Origin of the sequence: Geodermatophilus sp. DSM 44513 (genome assembly GCF_032460525.1) — a bacterium.
Taxonomy (GTDB): Bacteria; Actinomycetota; Actinomycetes; order Mycobacteriales; family Geodermatophilaceae; genus Geodermatophilus.
The window spans coordinates 1459458-1477390 of record NZ_CP135963.1; the positions used below are offsets into that span (position 1 = coordinate 1459458).

General features: G+C 74.0%; 18 protein-coding genes. 10 read left to right on the plus strand and 8 right to left on the minus strand.

What is annotated here, in order from left to right:
• Nucleotides 1–216: 216 nt before the first annotated feature.
• The gene (locus RTG05_RS07145; protein WP_166528055.1) at nt 217–999 is read left to right on the plus strand and encodes a hypothetical protein; all 783 of its coding nucleotides are present in this window, start codon (nt 217–219) and stop codon (nt 997–999) included.
• Nucleotides 1000–1246: 247 nt separating this feature from the next.
• On the opposite strand, the gene RTG05_RS07150 is transcribed toward RTG05_RS07145, so the two are convergent.
• On the minus strand, nt 1247–1813 hold the full coding sequence (locus tag RTG05_RS07150) for an MFS transporter (RefSeq protein WP_166528056.1): 567 nt from the start codon (nt 1811–1813) through the stop codon (nt 1247–1249).
• A gap of 75 nt (nt 1814–1888) precedes the next feature.
• On the opposite strand from RTG05_RS07150, the gene RTG05_RS07155 reads away from it, so the two are divergent.
• The gene (locus tag RTG05_RS07155) at nt 1889–2566 is read left to right on the plus strand and encodes a TetR/AcrR family transcriptional regulator (RefSeq protein WP_166528057.1); all 678 of its coding nucleotides are present in this window, start codon (nt 1889–1891) and stop codon (nt 2564–2566) included.
• Nucleotides 2567–2688: 122 nt separating this feature from the next.
• Here the strand turns inward: RTG05_RS07155 and RTG05_RS22335 are convergent, their stop codons facing one another.
• On the minus strand, nt 2689–3258 hold the full coding sequence (locus RTG05_RS22335) for a monooxygenase family protein (RefSeq protein WP_396349626.1): 570 nt from the start codon (nt 3256–3258) through the stop codon (nt 2689–2691).
• An 88-nt stretch (nt 3259–3346) separates the two neighbouring features.
• The gene (locus RTG05_RS07160) at nt 3347–3826 is read right to left on the minus strand and encodes a winged helix-turn-helix transcriptional regulator (protein WP_166528058.1); all 480 of its coding nucleotides are present in this window, start codon (nt 3824–3826) and stop codon (nt 3347–3349) included.
• A 170-nt stretch (nt 3827–3996) separates the two neighbouring features.
• Here RTG05_RS07160 and RTG05_RS07165 point away from each other — a divergent pair, with 170 nt between their 5' ends.
• Nucleotides 3997–5412 (plus strand): DHA2 family efflux MFS transporter permease subunit, encoded by a 1416-nt coding sequence (locus tag RTG05_RS07165; protein WP_166528059.1) that lies wholly within the window; start codon nt 3997–3999, stop codon nt 5410–5412.
• The gene (locus tag RTG05_RS07170) at nt 5409–6212 is read left to right on the plus strand and encodes an SDR family NAD(P)-dependent oxidoreductase (RefSeq protein WP_166528060.1); all 804 of its coding nucleotides are present in this window, start codon (nt 5409–5411) and stop codon (nt 6210–6212) included. The genes RTG05_RS07165 and RTG05_RS07170 overlap by 4 nt, the downstream gene beginning before the upstream one ends.
• A 574-nt stretch (nt 6213–6786) precedes the next feature.
• Here RTG05_RS07170 and RTG05_RS07175 read toward each other — a convergent pair.
• Together RTG05_RS07175 and RTG05_RS07180 are read right to left on the minus strand one after the other, a co-directional pair.
• On the minus strand, nt 6787–7071 hold the full coding sequence (locus RTG05_RS07175) for a hypothetical protein (RefSeq protein ID WP_166528061.1): 285 nt from the start codon (nt 7069–7071) through the stop codon (nt 6787–6789).
• A gap of 201 nt (nt 7072–7272) precedes the next feature.
• Nucleotides 7273–7464, minus strand: a complete 192-nt coding sequence (locus RTG05_RS07180) for a hypothetical protein (protein WP_166528062.1) — start codon at nt 7462–7464, stop codon at nt 7273–7275.
• 374 nt (nt 7465–7838) lie between these two features.
• Between RTG05_RS07180 and RTG05_RS07185 the strand changes: the two genes are divergently transcribed.
• The 6 genes from RTG05_RS07185 (at nt 7839) to RTG05_RS07210 (ending at nt 15110) form a co-directional block, all read left to right on the plus strand.
• Complete coding sequence (locus RTG05_RS07185; protein WP_166528063.1) at nt 7839–8825, plus strand: AraC family transcriptional regulator; 987 nt, start codon at nt 7839–7841, stop codon at nt 8823–8825.
• A 127-nt stretch (nt 8826–8952) separates the two neighbouring features.
• Nucleotides 8953–9720: a cyclase family protein gene (locus RTG05_RS07190; RefSeq protein WP_315912409.1), complete on the plus strand. Its 768-nt coding sequence runs from the start codon at nt 8953–8955 to the stop codon at nt 9718–9720.
• A 1-nt stretch (nt 9721) separates the two neighbouring features.
• Nucleotides 9722–11353, plus strand: a complete 1632-nt coding sequence (locus tag RTG05_RS07195; protein ID WP_208104840.1) for a phytoene desaturase family protein — start codon at nt 9722–9724, stop codon at nt 11351–11353.
• 151 nt (nt 11354–11504) lie between these two features.
• Nucleotides 11505–12605 (plus strand): LLM class flavin-dependent oxidoreductase, encoded by a 1101-nt coding sequence (locus tag RTG05_RS07200; RefSeq protein ID WP_166528065.1) that lies wholly within the window; start codon nt 11505–11507, stop codon nt 12603–12605.
• Nucleotides 12606–12787: 182 nt separating this feature from the next.
• Entirely contained in the window at nt 12788–13573 is a 786-nt protein-coding gene (locus RTG05_RS07205; protein ID WP_208104841.1) for an SDR family oxidoreductase, read from the plus strand.
• Nucleotides 13574–13601: 28 nt separating this feature from the next.
• Nucleotides 13602–15110 (plus strand): flavin-containing monooxygenase, encoded by a 1509-nt coding sequence (locus tag RTG05_RS07210; protein WP_166528067.1) that lies wholly within the window; start codon nt 13602–13604, stop codon nt 15108–15110.
• Nucleotides 15111–15259: 149 nt separating this feature from the next.
• Here RTG05_RS07210 and RTG05_RS07215 read toward each other — a convergent pair whose 3' ends face one another.
• From RTG05_RS07215 to RTG05_RS07225, 3 genes are all read right to left on the minus strand, one after another.
• Nucleotides 15260–16111, minus strand: coding sequence for an alpha/beta hydrolase (locus tag RTG05_RS07215; protein WP_166528068.1), 852 nt, complete (start codon nt 16109–16111; stop codon nt 15260–15262).
• A 313-nt stretch (nt 16112–16424) separates the two neighbouring features.
• Nucleotides 16425–16841 carry a RidA family protein gene (locus RTG05_RS07220; protein ID WP_166528069.1) on the minus strand — a complete coding sequence of 139 codons (417 nt, stop codon included), beginning with the start codon at nt 16839–16841 and terminating at the stop codon, nt 16425–16427.
• 102 nt (nt 16842–16943) lie between these two features.
• Nucleotides 16944–17792: a PaaX family transcriptional regulator gene (locus RTG05_RS07225; RefSeq protein ID WP_166528070.1), complete on the minus strand. Its 849-nt coding sequence runs from the start codon at nt 17790–17792 to the stop codon at nt 16944–16946.
• Nucleotides 17793–17933 lie beyond the last annotated feature (141 nt).

A 17933-nucleotide genomic window follows, 5' to 3' on the forward strand; every position in this document is an offset into this window, starting at 1 on the left:
CACAAGTCCAGGGCCCTGTGCTCAAGGTCACGACACAGACACGCTCAGGCGTGGCACGCCATGTTGCGCGAGTGGCGCACGGGACTCTTGGTGCCTCGGCCCACCACGCACGGAGTAGGGCCAGGCTCGAGAGTCGAGGGCGCGATGTTCGAACCATGGCTATGCCCCGGTGCCAAGCACCTGGCCCCGGCGACCGGCGGGTCCTGCCCTTGCGGCATGGTGACGCGGGTTCCCCCCCCTGAGCGGCCCGCTGCCGAACCGCCGCTTGAAGTCCTGGGCATGCGGGCCCAACACCTGGACGAGTGGTCCGAGTCCCTCGAGGCGGCGGCCTCCCGGGTGCTCCACGAGCTCGATGCGGCGGCCTCCCGGGTCCTCCGCGAACTCGAGGAGGCGGCGTCCCGGCTGCTCCGCGAGCTGGAGGCGGCGGCCTCCCGACGGTTTCGCGAGCAGGCCGATCGGCTGATGGCCGCGCTCTCTACGACCGGGCTGGTGCTCAGTGCGGGGGACGCGAACCGGCTGGTGGTCCCGTTGATCAAGGCCGCGCAGCCCGCGGCCCTGGCGTACGGCGCCCCGCGGGCCGGCGCCGCTCACGAGGTCGTGATGCCGGCGTTGGGAAGCGCCCGGGCGACCCTGTCCGCCGCGGTCGACAGGACATCCAGAGAGCTCGACGCCCGCCGAGCGGAGGTGGCGGCCTCCGCCACGACGTCCAGCCACAACGCCGGCAAGGCAGATGCGCTCGAGTCGCGAGCGAGCGGCGACGCTTCGGTTCCCCCCCGGCCTCTTCGAGGAGACGGTCGCGACCGCCCGGACCGTCAAGGGGAGAAGAGGACGCGCAAGAAGGCCGGCCCGAAGCACCGCCTGCAGCCCAGTCGCGCCAAGCGCCCTCTCAGCGCCGACGAGGTGATCCGTCCAGCTGCCTCGAGGCCGGGTGACCGCCCGGCGGACTCACCCGGCATCCTCGGGGAGCACGGCCCGGAAGCGCTGTGCGAAGCGGCCTGACGGCAGGCGGCGAGCGAGCGTGGGTCTCGAGCCATCGAGCGGCGAGTTGTGGGGTCAGGCCGAGGACTGGTCACCTGCAGGGGCTCTTGCAGGTCACGACGATGTGCGGGCCGGCGACGCGGACGACGGTGCCGAGGGCGTGGCGGGGCCGGGCGCAGTCAGCGGCAGACTCGATGGTGACCGTGTCGCCGGGTTCGAGCAGGGCGATCTGTCCGGCGGTGAGCCGGTGTCTGCACCGAGAGCCCCATCAGACCCCGTCTTCCCTTCGCGGCTTCTCGCTCCGGTGCCTGACGCTGGCCTCGGGCCCGATCACCACCCGCCCGACGACGGTGGCGTCAGGGGGCACCCACGCGGTGGGGTGCACGTCCGGCGCGAGGCCGGTGCTCGCGCCCCACAGGCCGATCGCCCTGGCCCTGGCGGCGCGCTCACGGAAGACCTGGGTGATGATTGACAGCGTCGTCGGGAAGACCGCCGCGGCGCCGATCCCGGTGAACGCCCGGGCGGCGATCAGCTCGCTGGGGGTGTCGGCGAAGGCGGCGAGGGTGTTGCCGAGGCCGAAGACGGCCAGCCCGGTGATCAGCACCGCGCGGCGACCGAGCCGGTCCGACAGGCTCCCGCCGGCCAGCACCAGAGCGGCGAAGACCAGCAGGTAGCTGTCGACGATCCACTGCAGGTCCCGGGTGGTGGCTCCGAGCTCGGCGACCAGCGTCGGCAGCGTGACGTTCACGATCGTGGTGTCGACGTTGATGGTGAACACCGCCAGGCACATGACGGCCAGAACGGCGCCCGGGCGGGTGCGGGTGGTGGAGGACATGTCTGCTCCTGATGTGGACACTGTCCACCAATGTGGACGCTGTACACAGTCGTGGATGTCGGGAACACTGTCAACATGTCGCACCCCACCCGGACGGCCTACCGCCACGGCGACCTGCCCGCCGCGCTGGTCGCCGCCGGCACCGAACTGGCCCGGCTCGGCGGCCCCCAGGCAGTCGTGCTGCGGGAGGCCACCCGCCGCGTCGGGGTGTCGCCCAACGCCGCCTACCGGCACTTCGCCGACCACCGCGCGCTGCTGCGGGCGGTGTGCGCAGTGGCGATGGCCCAGCTCGCCTGCTCGATGGAGGCCGAGCAGGCGGCGGTCCCGCCGGCCGATCCACAGGAGATGGCCCGGCTGCGGCTGCGGGCCGTGGGTGCTGGCTACCTGCGTTACGCCCGTGAGCAGCCCGGGCTCTTCCGGACCGCCTTCGCCGCAGCGGACGAGCTGACCGACGAGCACGACGCCCGTGGCGCGTCTGGGCTCACCCCCTTCCAGCTGCTGAACGCCGCTCTCGACGAGCTCGTGGAGGCGGGCCTGCTGGCAGCCGAGCGCCGCCCGGACGCCGAGATGACGGCGTGGTCGGCGGTGCACGGCCTGTCGATGCTGCTCCTGGAGGGACCGCTGCGAGGCCTCGACGAGGAACACGCCGACCGGGTGGGGAGGCAACTGCTCGACCACGTCGAAGCAGGGCTGCTGGCACCGCTGCCGGCCGATGGCCGGAGCGGAACACGTGTGGCGGGCGACCCGCGGTGACGCCGGCTCCGCCGCCACGATGAGGCCCGTCCGAGGCCCGGCCCGAACGACGGCTCGGGGTGATCGCCGGGACTACGGCGACGCCCTCGATCCCACGAGCCAGTCGCTGGCTCACGTGCGATCTAGTGCCCACGCCCGAGGAACTCGGGATGCTCGGCGCAACAGCAGAGACGGCCACTGCCACGCCGTGTCGCAGTGCCCGGTCCCGACGTCACCAACGGGCGAGGACCGGTGCTCCCGCTGGCCGGACCCTCGCGAGCACCTCGAGCGCGCTGCCCCGTCGGTTCAGCCGAGTTCGGCTTCCTCGACGACCGGTCGGGGTGGTGGTGTCCGGTCACCGGCACGGCCGCGCGCGCTGGACTGCTGACCGACCGCCGGCCGCCCGGGCGCGAAGGCCGCCAGGCCCGGGGCTGCCGGACGTCGTCGTGGACGGCCTCCATGCCGCCGTGTACCGGGTGGGTCTCGTGCCAGGAGCCGGTCCCGCCGCTGTCGCGGAGGAGGTCCCACCACCAGGTGCGGTGGGGGTCGGAGCGGGTCCAGGCCTCCAGGGAGTCCAGGTCGCGCCAGTACTGGCGCATGCCGACGTGCAGGGGGAACGCGGAGTACCGCAGCATCTCGTGGGGAGCAGACCGTCCGGCCGCTCGGCGGCCGAGCGGCCGATCTGGGGCCCCGGTTCCCGGTGCCGGCGCCATCCACGCAACCGGTCCACCCGCAGACCCGGGTAGATGACGACCAGGTCCGGATGGCCGGCCAGGTCGACGGTCCTGCGCTGGACGCGCGTCAGACACCGGTCCGGTGCAGGTCCCGGCCGCCCAGCCCCGGGCCGGGCACGGCGTCGACGTCGGCGCCGTCCACCCGCTCGGCGCACACGGTGCAGGTCAGCTGCTGGCGCACCGCCCCGCCGCACCCGCGGTGCAGCATCAGCCGCGGCGGCCCGTCGGACGCCGGGTAGTAGGCGTCACCCCAGTGCATCAGCGCGGTGAGCACCCCGCCCAGGGCCCGGCCCTTGGGTGTGGCGGTGTAGGCGAAGCGCTCGGGCCGCTGCTGGTACGGCCGGCGCTCCAGCACCCCCTCCTCGACGAGGTGGTCCAGTCGGCGGGCCAGCACCGTGCGGGTGATGCCCAGGCTCTCGACCAGGTCGTCGAACCGGGTGGTGCCCAGCAGGACGTCACGCAGGATCAGCAGGGTCCACCGCTCGCCGACCGCCTCCAGGGAGCGGGCGATCGAGCAGGTCTGCTCGGGGTAGTCGCTGTGCAGCACGGGGCCAGGCTAGCGAAGTGGGTAGCGTCACGCTACTGACCTCTGTCACAGTACGTCGCATGACACGACCCACCGGTCGACGGGCGCCCGCACCGTCGTCCCCGCCCGTCCCCACCGGGGCCGCACCCGACCCCGGCCACCGAGGTCCCGAGGCCGGGACCGCCCCGCCCGTGCCCGCGCGGGCGTGGCGGGTGCTGGCGGTGACCGCCGTGGCGGTGTTCATGGGGTTCCTGGACGTCACGATCGTCAACATCGCCTTCCCCGACCTGCGCGCGAGCTTCCCGACGACGGACCTGGCCACGCTGTCCTGGGTCCTCAACGGCTACGGCATCGTGTTCGCCGCTGCCCTCGTCCCGATGGGCCGCTTCGCCGACCGTCTGGGCCGCCGCCGCGTCTTCCTCTCCGGGCTGGTCGTGTTCACCGTGGCCTCGGCCGCCTGCGGCCTGGCCTGGGACCCCGCCGTGCTGATCGCCGCGCGGGTGGTGCAGGCGCTGGGCGCGGCGGCCCTGGTGCCCGCCTCCCTGGCCCTGCTGCTGCCGGAGTTCCCGCTGCACCGCCGAGCCACGGCCACCGCCGTCTGGGGCGCCAGCGGGGCGGTGGCCGCCGCGACCGGGCCGGCCCTGGGCGGGCTGCTCGTGGCCTGGGGCGACTGGCGGTGGGTCTTCTTCGTCACCGTGCCGATCGGGCTGGCCGCGCTCGTGCCGGCGCGGCGGCTGCTGCACGAGACCCGCGGCGACACCCCGGACGGCGGCGGCCGTCCCGACCTGCTCGGAGCCGCACTGCTGGCCACGGCCATGGGCTCGCTGTCCCTGGCCATCGTGCAGGGCCCCTCCTGGGGCTGGACCAGCGGCGGGGTGCTCACCGCCCTCGGCGCCGCCGCGGTGCTGACGGTGGCCTTCGTCGTCCGCTCGGCGCGGCACCGCGCCCCGGTCGTCGACCTCCGGCTGTTCCGGGTGCGCTCCTTCGCGGTCGCCAACGCCGGCATCCTCGTGTTCTCCCTGGGCTTCTACGCCCTGCTGCTGTGCAACGTCCTGTACCTCACCGACGTGTGGGGGTACGGCATCCTGCGCGCCGGGGTGGCCCTCACCCCCGGCCCGCTCACCGCGGCCGTCACCGCCGTGGTGGCCGGCCGGCTGGCCGACCGCTTCGGCCAGCGGGTGGTCGCCGTCCCCGGCGGGATCCTGTTCGCCGTGGGGGCGGCGCTGCTGGCCGCGTCGGCCTCCCGCACGCCGGACTACGCGCTCGGCTTCCTGCCGGCCACGGTGCTCACCGGCGCCGGCGTGGGCCTGACGCTGTCCTCCTTCGGCTCCGCCGCGGTCGCCGAACTGCCGCGCACCCAGTTCGCCACCGGCAGTGCGGTGACCGCCTGCGTCCGACAGATCGGTGCCGTGCTCGGCGTGGCGGGTCTGCTCGCCCTGGTCGGGGACACCACCGCGGACCTCGGCCGCTTCCAGGACGCCTGGTGGGCGATGGCGGCCACCGCGACCGCGGCGGCACTGCTGGCCGCCGCACTGGGCCGGGTGCGCGCCCGGGACGTCGGGACACCGGCGTCCGCGGCGGCCACCGCCGGCGCGGTGCAGCGATGAGCGCCGCCCGCACCGCCGCGCGGCTGCGCGACCGCTACGGCCCCTGGACCGTGGTGACCGGCGCCTCCTCCGGCATCGGGCAGGCGTGCGCCGCGCACCTGGCCGCCGCTGGGCTGGACGTGGTGCTCGTCGCCCGCCGCGCCGACCTGCTCACCGGGCTCGCCGAACGGTTGCACGCCGAGCACGGCGGGCAGACCCGGGTCCTGCCCGTCGACCTCGCCGCGCCCACCGGCGCACGGCGGGTCGCCGAGCAGACCGCGGACCTCGACGTGGGCCTGCTGGTGCAGGCGGCCGGATTCGGCACCGCAGGGCGCTTCCTGGACGCCGACCTGGCCGAGCAGCTGGAGATGCTGGCGGTCAACTGCCAGGCCGTGCTGGACCTGGCGCACCGGTTCGCACCCCGGCTCGCCGCCCGCCCGACCGGTGGGGGGATGGTGTTGTTCGGCTCCCTGGTGGGCCGGCAGGGCGCGCCGGGCGCGGCCCACTACGGCGCCACCAAGGCCTGGGTGCAGGCCCTCGGCGAGGCGCTGCACGTCGAGCTCGCACCGCGCGGCGTCGACGTCCTGACTGCCACCCCGGGACCGGTGCGCAGCGGGTTCGCCGACCGCGCCGGCATGCGGCTGGACACGGCCGTGTCGGCCGAGCGGGTCGCCGCCGGCGCCCTCGAGGGGCTGGTGCGCGGTCGGATGACCGCATCACCCGGTGCCCTGAGCAAGCTGCTCGGCGGCTCGCTGGGCCCCCTGCCGCGACCACTGCGGACCCGCGTCATGAGCCGGGTCGTGCGCTCGCTGACCGCATGACCCGGCCGGCCGGGTGTGGCACGGCGGCGCTCCGGCGCACTCACCGGGCGGACGAGCCGCCGCAACAGGTCACCGTCCGGATGCAGGACCGATCGGCTGTCGACACGCGGAGGTCGAGCAGTCGGCCAGGTCCCTCGATCTCGGCGTCGCCGGTCGAGGGCGGCGGGGCCGGGTGGAGGTGACGTCCGCGCCGGCCCGCCATCCGTGGGGCCGTGTCCGCCTCTTCGCTGATGTGGACGGTCGCCTAGGTGACTGCCGTGAGCGTGCGCTCGTGCCCCTCCAGCGGGGGGTCCGGTACCGAGCTTGCCGGCGCCTCGGCTGGTGGAGACGTCCCCGGCACGTTCCGCAGGACGATCCCCGTCCGAGTCGGGCTGGAGGCACGGTGGGGGCGACGCCCGCACGGTCGCGCCGTGCTGCGGAGTTGGTGGCAGCCATCACCGCGCCCGACGGCGAGCTGCCCTACGAGCAGACCGACGTCTTCACCGAGTAGCAGGCTGCCGGCCTCTGACCTGTCCTCCGCGTTCCCGTCTGGCGCCATCGCCGACCCTGCGGAGTAGGCGCTGCTGGCCGGCGGTCACGCCGCCCTGATCGCCGAACCGGACCCGCGGCCAGGGACCAGCGCAGTCGTAGTGCGTGCCTGGGCCAGCGCGTCGGCCACGTCCGCTACGCGTTGCCAGTCCGCCACGGACAGCCGTACCAGCGCCGCGGCGGGGGCCACGCCGAGCAGGTCGAGGACTTCCCGCTGAGCGTGGGTGGGGCGGCGGGCCTCGGACACATCGGTGTGCGGATCGTGGAACATGTCGCCCTCCTCGGCGCGGTGGGTGCAGGAGAGAACCGATCGCGGCACGGCATCAGCCACGTGGTGCTGCGGGGCGCTGAAGCCGCCGGACGTCGTGCCACGCGTGTCCGCATTCCGGCCCAGGTGACCGGCGTTCGTCGGGCCGCGTGGAGAGCACTCAACCTGCCACTACGCTGTGCGGGCAGTCAAGCACTCCACGTGAGCGGGTCCGGTCGACACGCTGTCCGGCCCGTGCCGTACCGCCGGCGGCCCGGCTCGGCGTCAGGGGACCACGTCGCCGAGGCGCCGAACTCCTGCGGTGAGTCGTTCCTCGATGGCGCCGGCGTAGCTGAGGCGGAGGTGGGGTGCGGGCGGCTCGGCGACGAAGGAGGGCCGTCCGGCTCCGATGAGCAGGTCGCGGTCGCGTGCGTGGGCGGTGCGTTCGACGTGGCGGCGTCGGGCGGCGGCGCTCATGGGTGCAGGCCGCCCCGCGGTGGCGCGGCCGGTGCCACTCACGGCAGACGGCGGCGCAGCTCGGCGGCCAGGTGGTCGCGGCGTCGCCGGAGCGCGGTGGTCAGCCGGTGCCTCCGTCCGGCCTCCGGTGGGCCTGGAGTCCGTCCCGGTCGACCGGTTCTCCCCTGCCGGTGAGGACCACTGCGGGCCCGCTGCTCGAGACCACGGACGGCGGCTCCGCCCCTGGTCGCTCGTGCGACGGGCGGGACAAGGTCTTGACTGTCTTCATGACGCCCGTCACATTTCCGTGACATGGTCCATCGGGTGCGTCGGGCCGGATGTCCACGACGCCGTCCCGCGGGGTCCGCCACGCGGCAGGTGACGAGAGGGTGCGGATGACCGAGGTGCTGGGTCGCTACCGTCTCGTCGGCTCGTCCGACCTGGACGAGGCCCGCGAGCGGGTCGGCGAGGTCTTCTGCCCCCACGGACTCGAGCCCGTGGGGACCCGAGCGGGTGGCCGCCCGCAGGCGGTGCGCTTCAACTCCGTGACCTTCGGGGCGGTGGGGCTGTCGTACCTGTCCTACGGCAGGACGGTGCGGATCCGCCCGCAGCCACTGCAGTCCTTCGTCCTGGTCCAGGTGCCGCTGAGGGGCCGGGCGGTCGTGCGCACCGGCGGGCGCGAGGTCGTGTCGGACCGTCGCGTCGCCTCCGTCCCCGACCCCGAGGCGGACCTGGACATGACCTGGGAGGACGGCAACGCCCAGCTCATCGTCCGGGTCGACCGGCAGGCCCTGGAAGCCCAGCTGTACCGCCTGCTGGGTCGGCCGCCGGCCAAGCCGCTGCGCCTGGCGACGAGCCTGGACACCACGACCCGGGCGGCACGCTCCTGGCTGTCGACGGTCGAGCTGCTGCGCGCGGACCTCGACGGGCCGGGCGGACTCCGGCACCCGGTGCTCCAGACCCAGGCCGAGCGGCTGGTGATGAGCCAGCTGCTCGCCGCCATCCCGCACTCCTCCTCGGCGGAGCTCGCGGCGATCGGCGGGGACGGCACGCCGCCGGTGCCCCGGGTGATCCGCCGTGCCGATCAGCTGATCACCGGTCACTGTCGCGAGCCGCTCACCGTGGAGGACGTCGCCGAGGCGGTGGGCCTGTCCGTGCGCAGCCTGCAGGAGGGGTTCCGCCGGCACCTGGACACCACGCCCACGGCCCGGCTCAGGGAGGCCCGGCTGGCCGGCGTCCGGGCGGAGCTCGCCGCCTGTGACCCGGCCCGGACGACGGTCTCCCGGGTGGCGGCCGACTGGGGTCTCCACCACCTCGGGCGGTTCGCCCTCGCCTACCGGGAGCGGTTCGGTGAGTCCCCGTCGGACACCCTGCGGAACTGAGCGGCGCGCACGCCGCTCCCGGCCACGGGGAACGGACACCGACCGCGTCGATCGGATGGCCGTGGGTGTCCCCGTGACGGACCCTTCGACACAGCCCCGACCCGCCCTGGAGGTAGCAGCAGTGTCCGTGCTCGCCACGCTGATCGGTGCCACCCGGTCCGGTTCCGTCACGGTCGTCGACCTGACGACCCCGCTGCAGGAGTCGACGCCGATCCTCGAGCTGCCGCCGCCGTTCGCCAACACCAGCCGCTTCCGCCTGGAGGAGCTGTCGCGGTACGACGACCGTGGCCCGGCCTGGTACTGGAACGACATCCACACCGGCGAGCACACCGGCACCCACCTGGACGCCCCGAACCACTGGGTCACCGGTCGGGACGGCCTGGACGTGTCGCAGGCGCCGCTGTCCACCCTCGTCGCGCCGGCGGTCGTCATCGACCGGAGCGCCGAGGCCGCCGACGACGCCGACTTCCTGCTGCAGGTCGAGCACGTCCGGGACTGGGAGGCCGAGCACGGCCCACTGCCCGACGGCGGCTGGCTGCTCTACCGCACCGGGTGGGCCGCCCGCGGGAACGACGCCGCGGCGTTCGCGAACGCCGACGAGCGCGGCCCGCACACCCCGGGGGTCGCCCCGGAGTGTGCGCGCTGGCTGGCCCGGGAGACCCCGATCTGCGGGCTCGGCGTGGAGACCGTGGGCACCGACGCGGGACAGGCGTCGGGCTTCGAGCCGGCGTTCCCCTGCCACTCGGAGCTCATGGGCGCGGGCAAGTTCGGCCTGACCAGCCTGCGCGACCTCGACCGGCTCCCGCCGACGGGTGCGGTGCTGGTGGTGTGCCCGCTGCCCATCGTCGGTGGGTCGGGCAGCCCGGCCCGCGTGCTCGCCCTGGTCGAGGGCTGACGTGCCGGTGCACCCCAGCGCCGCGGACGCGGTGGTCGTCGGTGGTGGCATCAACGGCCTCGTCGCCTCCGCACGCCTGGCCGCGGCCGGGTGGTCGGTGGCCCTGGTCGACGACCACGACCGGATCGGTGGGTTCATCGACGCCGAGGAACGGACCCTGCCGGGCTACGTCCACGACACCTGGTCGAGCTGGCACCCGCTGTTCGTGACCGGCCCGGCGTATGCCGCGTTCGGCGCCGACCTGCACCGCCACGGCCTCGAGTACGTCAACTCCGACGGTCCGGTGACGGCCACCGTGGCCGACGACGGCTCGGTCGCGATGGCACACCGAGACGTCGACCGGACGGTGGACGGCTTCACCGAACCGGCCGACCGTGACGCCTACCGGGCGATGGTCACCAGGTTCGGTGCCCACGCCGCCGGGATCGGCGGGCTGCTCGGGGCCGAACTGCACGCACCGTCACTGCTCGGGCCCCTCGCCACCCTGACGCGAGCGGCCGGCCGCGCCGGCCTCGAGGAGTACGCGCGGGACGCGCTGACGTCGGGTCGGTCCTGGACGCGGGCCCGGTTCACCGGTCCCGAGACGGACCGGTTGTGGGCTCCCTGGCTGCTGCACGCGGGGCTGGCGCCGGACTCCGCCTCCGGCGGTCTCATGGTGCCGGTCTTCGCCGCGACCCTGCACGGGGCCGGGCTCCCGGTCGTCGTCGGCGGGGCCGGCAACTTCCTGACCGCCTGGGAGCGGTTGCTGGCCGAACTCGGCGTCGCCGTGCACACCGGACGCAGGGTGGAGCGGATCCTGCTCCGCGACGGGACGGCGACCGGCGTGGCGGGCGACGGGTTCGAGATCACCGCCCACCGCGCCGTGCTCGCCTCGGTCACCCCCGGAGCGCTGTACGGCTCGCTGTTGCCGTCCGGCGCGGTGCCCACCGTGGTGTCCGAGGCCGCCGCCCGGTACCGCCCGGGCCGGGCCGCGATGCAGGTCCACGTCGCACTGTCCGGTCCGGTCCCGTGGGCCGACCCGCGGCTCACCGACGTGCCGCTCGTGCACCTCTCGGACGGCTCGTCGTCGACGGGGATCGCCTGTGCGGAGGCGGAGGCCGGCCTGCTGCCCCGGCGTCCCACCGTCGTCGTCGGCCAGCAGCACGTGCTCGACCCCTCGCGCGTCCCGGCCGGTGCTGCGGCGCTGTGGCTGCAGCTGCAGGAGCTGCCGTCCGTCCCGGTCGGTGACGCGGCGGGGGAGCTCGACACGGGCGGTGGCTGGGACGCCGGCCTCGCCGAGGGCTATGCCCACCGGGTGCTCGACCGTGTCGCGGCGCACGCTCCGGGCCTGCACGAGCTGGTGCGGGGGATCGACGTCATCACGCCGGACGCCGTCGAGGCGCACAACCCGAACGCGGTGGGCGGTGACCCCTACGCGGGCTCGGCGGAGCTGGACCAGAACTTCTGGTGGCGCCCGCTGCCGACCCCGGGCGGGCACGCCACACCGGTGGGTCGGCTCTGGCAGATCGGTGCCGCGACGCACCCCGGTCCGGGGCTGGGTGGTGCGTCGGGCTTCCTGGTCGCCGACCGGCTCGCCGCCCCGAGCCGTGCCGCCCGCCTCGCCGGGCGGCTGCAGCACGCCCGACGACGGTAGGACGGGGCGGACCCCCGCGGTCCTCCGCGCACCGCGGGAGTCAGGCCGCCCCGGCGAGGACAGGTGCCGGCCCACCGGCACGCCTCGAGGCGACAGCCGAGTGCCACTGACCGTCCGGCACACCCCCCCCGACGAGGACAGGAGACCTCCAGTGACGCGCCCGCTCACCTCGGCCCAGCACTTCACGCTCGGCCTGTTCAGCCCCAACTGCTCCTCCGGCCTGGCCGTCACGAAGGTCCCCGAACGCTGGTCGGGCAGCTGGGCGGACAACCTCCGGCTGGCGCGGCTGTCCGACGACGTCGGCATCGACTTCCTCCTGCCGATCGCCCGCTGGATCGGCTACGGCGGGGAGACGAACTTCCACGAGAGCGTCCTCGAACCGGTGGCCTGGGCGGCCGGGCTGCTCGCCGCGACCTCCCGGGTCACGGTCTTCGCCACCGTGCACACCGCGTTCAACCACCCCGTGGTGACCGCCAAGCAGCTCGCCACGGTCGACCAGATCGGCGGGGGGCGCGCGGGGATCAACATCGTCGCCGGGTGGAACAAGCCCGAGTACGACACCTTCGGCGTCGACCTCCCGACCGACCACGACGACCGGTACGCGCTGGCCCAGGAGTGGTGGGACGTGGTGCGCCGCATCTGGACCTCGGCGGAACCGTTCGACCACGACGGTCGCTTCTTTCACCTGCGACACGTCGAGGGCGCCCCGAAGCCGGTCGCCGGCCCCCTGCCGGTGCTCAACGCCGGGTCGTCCGAGCAGGGGCGGCAGTTCGCCGCACGCAACGCGGACTTCGCCTTCACGATCGTGGGCGGGCCGCAGGACGGCCGGGGTGTCGTCGAGTCGGTCACGGCGCAGGCCCGCGAGGACCACGGCCGGTCGGCCGGCGTCCTCACCCTGGGCCACGTCGTCTGCCGGCCGACGCGAGCGGAGGCGGAGGAGTACCTGCACCACTACGCCGAGGAGAACGCGGACTGGTCGGCTGTGGACAACCTCATGGCGTTGCAGGGCCTGCACGCGCAGTCCTTCACCCCGGACATGCTGGCCACCTTCCGGTCGCGGTTCGCCGCGGGGCACGGCAGCTGCCCGCTGGTCGGCAGCCCCGACGACGTGGCCGAGCAGATCGCGCAGTTCGCCCAGGCCGGGTTCGCCGGCATGACGCTGGCGTTCGTCGACTACGTCGGGGAACTCGAGTACTTCGCGCAGGAGGTCATGCCCCGCCTGGAGGCCAGGGGCGTGCGCACGCCGCGGTGAGCACCCCGCCCCGTCGGGCGCGGACCGGCCGCTCGACGGGGTCCCGCGTGCGCAGGACGGACTGACCCCGCGCATCGCGGATGTCAGCCCGGTACCGGCTCCTCCTACCGTCGGACCAGCCCCCACCGGGGACGAGTCGTCGGCCGGAGGGCCGGACGACGGTGGCCGATCGAGGAGGACGCGTGGACCTGCACGGACGGACCGCGATCGTCACCGGGGGCGCCACGCTGATCGGCCACGGGGTCGTGCGCGCGCTGCACGAGGCCGGGGCGTGGGTCGTCGTGGCCGACGTCGACACCGACGGCGGGCGGGCCATCGCGACGGAGCTCGGGGACCGCGTCACCTCCCGCGCCACGGACATCACCGCGGACGCCGAGCTGACCGCGCTCGTCGACGAGGTCGTCGGCCAGCGGGGCGGCGTGGACGTGCTCGTCAACCTGGCCTGCACCTACCTGGACGACGGGCCGGACACCTCCCGCGCCGACTGGCTCACGGCGCTCGACGTCAACCTGGTGAGCGCGGTCATGGCCGCCCGTGCGGTGCGCCCGTGGCTGGCGCGCAGTGAGCACGCCGCGATCGTCAACCTCACGTCGATCTCCGCGCACGTCGCCCAGACCGGTCGGTGGGTCTACCCGGCGTGCAAGGCGGCGATGGTGCAGCTGACCCGTTCCATGGCGATGGACCTCGCCGGCGACGGCATCCGGGTCAACTCGGTGAGCCCGGGGTGGACCTGGTCCAAGATCATGGACCAGCTGTCCGGTGGGGACCGGGCGAGGACGGACACCGTCGCGGCACCGTTCCACCTGACGCACCGGGTCGGTGACCCCCTCGAGGTCGGGCGGGTCGTGGCCTTCCTCGCCTCCGACGCCGCCTCGGTGGTGACCGGCGCCGACTGGGCCGCCGACGGCGGCTACTCGGCCATGGGACCCGAGCGCGACGTCCCCGCCATCCCCCAGCTCAGCGTCTGAGTCCCCACGAGTCCCCAGGTAGGCAGCCGTGCAGATCGCGATCATCGGTGCCGGGTTTGCCGGGCTGAGCTCGGCCAAGGTGCTGTCCCAGGTCGGGTTCGAGGTCACCGTCTACGAGAAGGCCCCGGACGTCGGAGGCGTGTGGAGCGCCACCCGCCGCTACCCCGGGGTGCGCACGCAGAACGACAAGGGCACCTACGCGCTCTCGGACTTCCCGATGCCGCCGGACTACCCCGAGTGGCCCAGCGGCGAGCAGGTGCAGCGCTACCTGGCGGACTACGTGCGGCACGTCGGGCTCGAGCCGAGCCTGCGGCTCGGTACCGAGGTCGTGAGCGTCCGACCCGCTGCCGACGGGGAGAGCTGGTCGGTGACGACACGCGACGTGACGACGGGGGAGTCCGACACCCGCACGTTCGACCGGGTCGTCGTGGCCAACGGCATCTTCTCCGAACCCCTCGTCCCGGCCTTCCCCGGACTCGAGGAGTTCACCGCGTGCGGCGGGAGGGTCTGCGCGTCGAGCGACTTCCACGACGTGGCCGAGGCCGCCGGGCGCGACGTCGTCGTCGTGGGTTACGGGAAGTCCTCCTGCGACGTCTCCATCCCGATCAGCGACGTCGCGGCCAGCACACACCTGGTCGCCCGCGAGCTGCTGTGGAAGATGCCGCGCAGGCTCGGCGGGGTGCTCAACTACAAGTTCCTGATGCTGACGCGGATGGGCGAGGGCCTGTTCCGGTACATCCGTCCGCGGGGCTTCGAGCGGTTCCTGCACGGCCCGGGGGACGCCGTCCGGCGGCGCCTGCTGAGCGGCGTCCAGGCCGTGGCGACCCGGCAGCTGAGGCTGCGGGACCTCGACCTGGTCCCGAGGGGGACGTTCGAGGACATCGCCCGCAGCACCGTCAGCCTGGCCACGCACGGCTTCTACGAGCGCGTGGCGGACGGCGTGATCACCGTCCACCGGGACCGGGTCGTCGCGCGGCTGCTGGAGGACGACGGACGGCCGCACGTCGAACTGTCCGACGGGACGCTCCTGCCCGCCGACCTCGTCGTGTGCGGGACCGGCTTCCGCCAGGTCGTCCCCTTCCTCGACGAGGACCTGCAGCGACGGATCACCGACGAGCGCGGGAACTTCGTCCTGTACCGGCAGATCAAGCCCATCGACGTCCCCGGCATGTACTTCGCCGGGTACAACTCGTCGTTCTTCAGCCCGCTCAGTGCCGAGATGGCGGCTGTCTGGATCGCCCACGACCTCCTGGGGGACCTGTTGCTCCCGTCCCCCGACGACCAGCGCCGCCACGTCGACGAGCGGCTGCGCTGGATGGAGGAGCGGACGCGGGGACAGCACGCGCGGGGCACGAACGTCATCCCCTTCTCCATGCACAACATCGACGAGGTGCTCTCCGACGTCGGCGTCGACGTGGGTCCCGTGACCCGCGCACTGCAGTGGCTCCTGCCGATCGACCCCGGGTCCTACCGGCACGTGACCGCGCACCTGCTGGCCACCTCGGACGCCGCCCGGGCGACCGCAGCCCGGACCTGAGCCCGGCCGCCCCGGGGCTGCCGCGGGATGACGGCGGCCAGGGGGCGACCCCTGCGGCCCACCTCCGAGCGGCTGCACACCGTGGACGGCCCGGACCGGTCGGGGAGGAGGAGTGACGCCGGCCGCGCGAGAGTCCGCCGTGCCGCCCGTCAGTCGCGCAGACGGGAGGCGATGTGCGCGAGGACGGCCCGTGAGACGGTGCTCGTCGCACGGCCCAGCTGCAGCGCCACCTCGAAGTGGTTCGTGTCTCTGGCGACCAGGTACGTGTTGTCCTTCTCGCGCAGGGCGGCGCTGAACGACCGGGACTGGCGGATGAACTCGGGACTCTCCTGGTCTCCGTGGACGACCAGGACAGGACAGTCGATCGCACCCAGGTGCAGAGCGGGAGACAGTGCATCCCGCTCCTGGTCGGTGAGCAGCACGTAGCTCGACCGTGCGCTCAGCAGCACCGGGTAGAGGTCGAACATCCCGCTCAGGCACGTCCCGGTCGTGATGACGCCGTCGGGCACCTCGTACGCCGACCAGTCGGTGGTGAGCAGCACCGCCGCGAGGTGGGCACCGGAGCTGTGGCCCACGACGTGGATGCTGTCCGGATCGCCCCCGAAGGTCTCGGCGTGGGCGTGGACCCACGCGACCGCGCGCCGCACCTGATCGGCCATCTCGGGCAGACGCACCTCGGGTATCAGGGAGAACTCCAGAGCGATGAAGCACATCCCGCGGTCCACGAAGGTCGGGGCCGGGAAGGCGCTGTCCTCCCGGGAGAGTCCCCGCCAGGCGCCGCCGTGCACGAAGACGACGATGGGAGCTCGCGCCGCCGTCGTGGGGTAGACGTCGAGGTCCTCGTCCTCGCCCGGGCCGTACCGGAAGTTCTGCGGCTCGTACCGTCCCCTGACCGCTTGACTGAGGCTGGCGTACTCGGCGATGACCTCCTCCCTGTTCGGTGCCCACTCCGCCTGGTCGTAGGCGGCGTCGAGCTGCTCCTGGGTGTAGTCGAGGAACACGCTGGGTGCCTCGTCCGGGGTCGGTGGCCACGTCGGCGAGGTGCCGGCCCGTCCCGGGGGCGGAGGAGTCGCCGAGGCCCTGTCGTGCGCCACCAGGGTCGTGGCAGCGAAGGCGGCTCCGGCGAGGAACGACCTGCGACTGGCCCCGGTGGCATGAGCGCGGAGGATGTCGTCCATCGGTGGTCCACCCGTTCTGGGACGTCGACGTGGGAGTTCAGGCGAGCGTGAGGGTCGGGAGGCCCGCACGAGCGGCGCCGACGGCGCGCCCGGGGGGAGCGTGGGCGGCGCGGTCGATGGCCACCCCGGCAGCGGGTCAGCCGGGCGGGCGCAGGCGGTGCCGCGGGATGACGGCGACCCCGAGGATCTCGATCATCGCCTCGGGCTGCCACAGCGCGGTGCACCCGATCCCGGCCATCGCGGGGTAGACCGGACCGGCCAGCTCGCGCCAGACCTCGCCGATCTCCCTGCCGTGGGCCTGGTAGTCCGGGATGTCGGTGAGGTAGATCGTCACGCTGACCAGGTCCTCGGGCTCGCCGCCGGCCTCGCGGAGGGTGGCGAGCACGTTGCCGAAGGCCTGCCGGAACTGCTCGACGATGCCTCCCGGCACGATCCTCATGTCCGCGTCGAGGGCCGTCTGGCCGCCGAGGTAGAGCGTGTCGTCCGCGAGCGTCCCGTGCGAGTACCCACGTGGGGCGGGGAGGGCGGCGGGGTTCACGGGGACGGGCGGCATGGCGGCTCCACTCCTGACGGTCGGCGGCTCTCCGCCGTTCGCGTATGGAGCCTAGCCAACGGTCGCCACCAGAACGACATGCGCGACGACGCCGCGACGTCCTCAGCCGTGGATGACCGAGAGCGCGTGCTTCTGGGCCAGCGGCCTGAGGGCGTCGTTCAGCGTGTCGAACAGGTGACCCGCCTCGACCCCGTTCCAGCCGTCGGGCAGCAGTGCGAGGGGCAGGCCGGGGTCCCGGTAGGGCAGCCGCCGCCACTGGGTCAGCATCGGCACGTAGACCCGGAAGGCGTCGATGGGCGCCGGGCCGCCGGCGGACGCGAGGTCCAGCGCGGGACGCCACCGGGTCAGGAAGTCCTCCTGCAGCGCGCTCAGCTCCTCGAGGTCCCACCACGTGCGGACCTTCGACCCCAGGTCGCCGAAGCCGAAGTGCTCGCCGGTGAACAGGTCGACGTACTCCGAGAGCCGGCGCCGGTCGAGCAGCTGGCGGGTCGCCGCCGCCTGGTGCGCCGGGGCCACCCACACCCCCGAGGTGACCGTGCCGAAGCCCAGCCGCGTGAGGCTCGTCCGCAGCTCGTAGCGCTTCTCGCGCTCGGACTCGGGGACGGAGAACACGACCACGACCCAGCCGTCGTCGACGGAGGCCCGGACGCGCTGGAAGATCCGGACGTCGCCCTCGGACAACACCTCGAGCGTCTGGTCGGCGAGGGTGTAGCCGGCGGCGTTGCCCCGGCGTTCGCTGACCAGGACCCCGCGCCGCTTGAGCCGGTAGATGGACGACCTGACGCCCTGTCCCTCGACGCCGAGGTCGGCCATGAGGGCGACGGTCGAGGCGATGGACAGCCAGTTGCCCTCGTTGCGGGCGTACAGGGCGAACAACGTGGTGATGAGCTTGCCCGGCCGCGTCTCCTGGATCCCGGGTGCGTCCGGCGCGGGGCTCCCTGACGCCGCCATTCCTGCACGATACGACAGCGCCGGTGGGCATCCGGCGACTCTCCGGATGGCGCTCCTTCCTGCGGGTGACCACCGCCGGTGCGAGCGACCCGCCGCGACGGTCAGCGGCGCCGGGTCGGCGAGATGTCCGCGGCCGACTGC

What these genes read in the sequence shown, in the direction of transcription:
- RTG05_RS07220 (WP_166528069.1), bottom strand. Translation starts at nt 16,841, where the DNA reads ATGCCGCCCGTCCCCGTGAACCCCGCCGCCCTCCCCGCCCCACGTGGG.
- RTG05_RS22335 (WP_396349626.1), bottom strand. Translation starts at nt 3,258, where the DNA reads ATGGCGCCGGCACCGGGAACCGGGGCCCCAGATCGGCCGCTCGGCCGC.
- RTG05_RS07225 (WP_166528070.1), bottom strand. Translation starts at nt 17,792, where the DNA reads ATGGCGGCGTCAGGGAGCCCCGCGCCGGACGCACCCGGGATCCAGGAG.
- RTG05_RS07155 (WP_166528057.1), top strand. Translation starts at nt 1,889, where the DNA reads ATGTCGCACCCCACCCGGACGGCCTACCGCCACGGCGACCTGCCCGCC.
- RTG05_RS07185 (WP_166528063.1), top strand. Translation starts at nt 7,839, where the DNA reads ATGACCGAGGTGCTGGGTCGCTACCGTCTCGTCGGCTCGTCCGACCTG.
- RTG05_RS07145 (WP_166528055.1), top strand. Translation starts at nt 217, where the DNA reads ATGGTGACGCGGGTTCCCCCCCCTGAGCGGCCCGCTGCCGAACCGCCG.
- RTG05_RS07150 (WP_166528056.1), bottom strand. Translation starts at nt 1,813, where the DNA reads ATGTCCTCCACCACCCGCACCCGCCCGGGCGCCGTTCTGGCCGTCATG.
- RTG05_RS07180 (WP_166528062.1), bottom strand. Translation starts at nt 7,464, where the DNA reads ATGAGCGCCGCCGCCCGACGCCGCCACGTCGAACGCACCGCCCACGCA.
- RTG05_RS07170 (WP_166528060.1), top strand. Translation starts at nt 5,409, where the DNA reads ATGAGCGCCGCCCGCACCGCCGCGCGGCTGCGCGACCGCTACGGCCCC.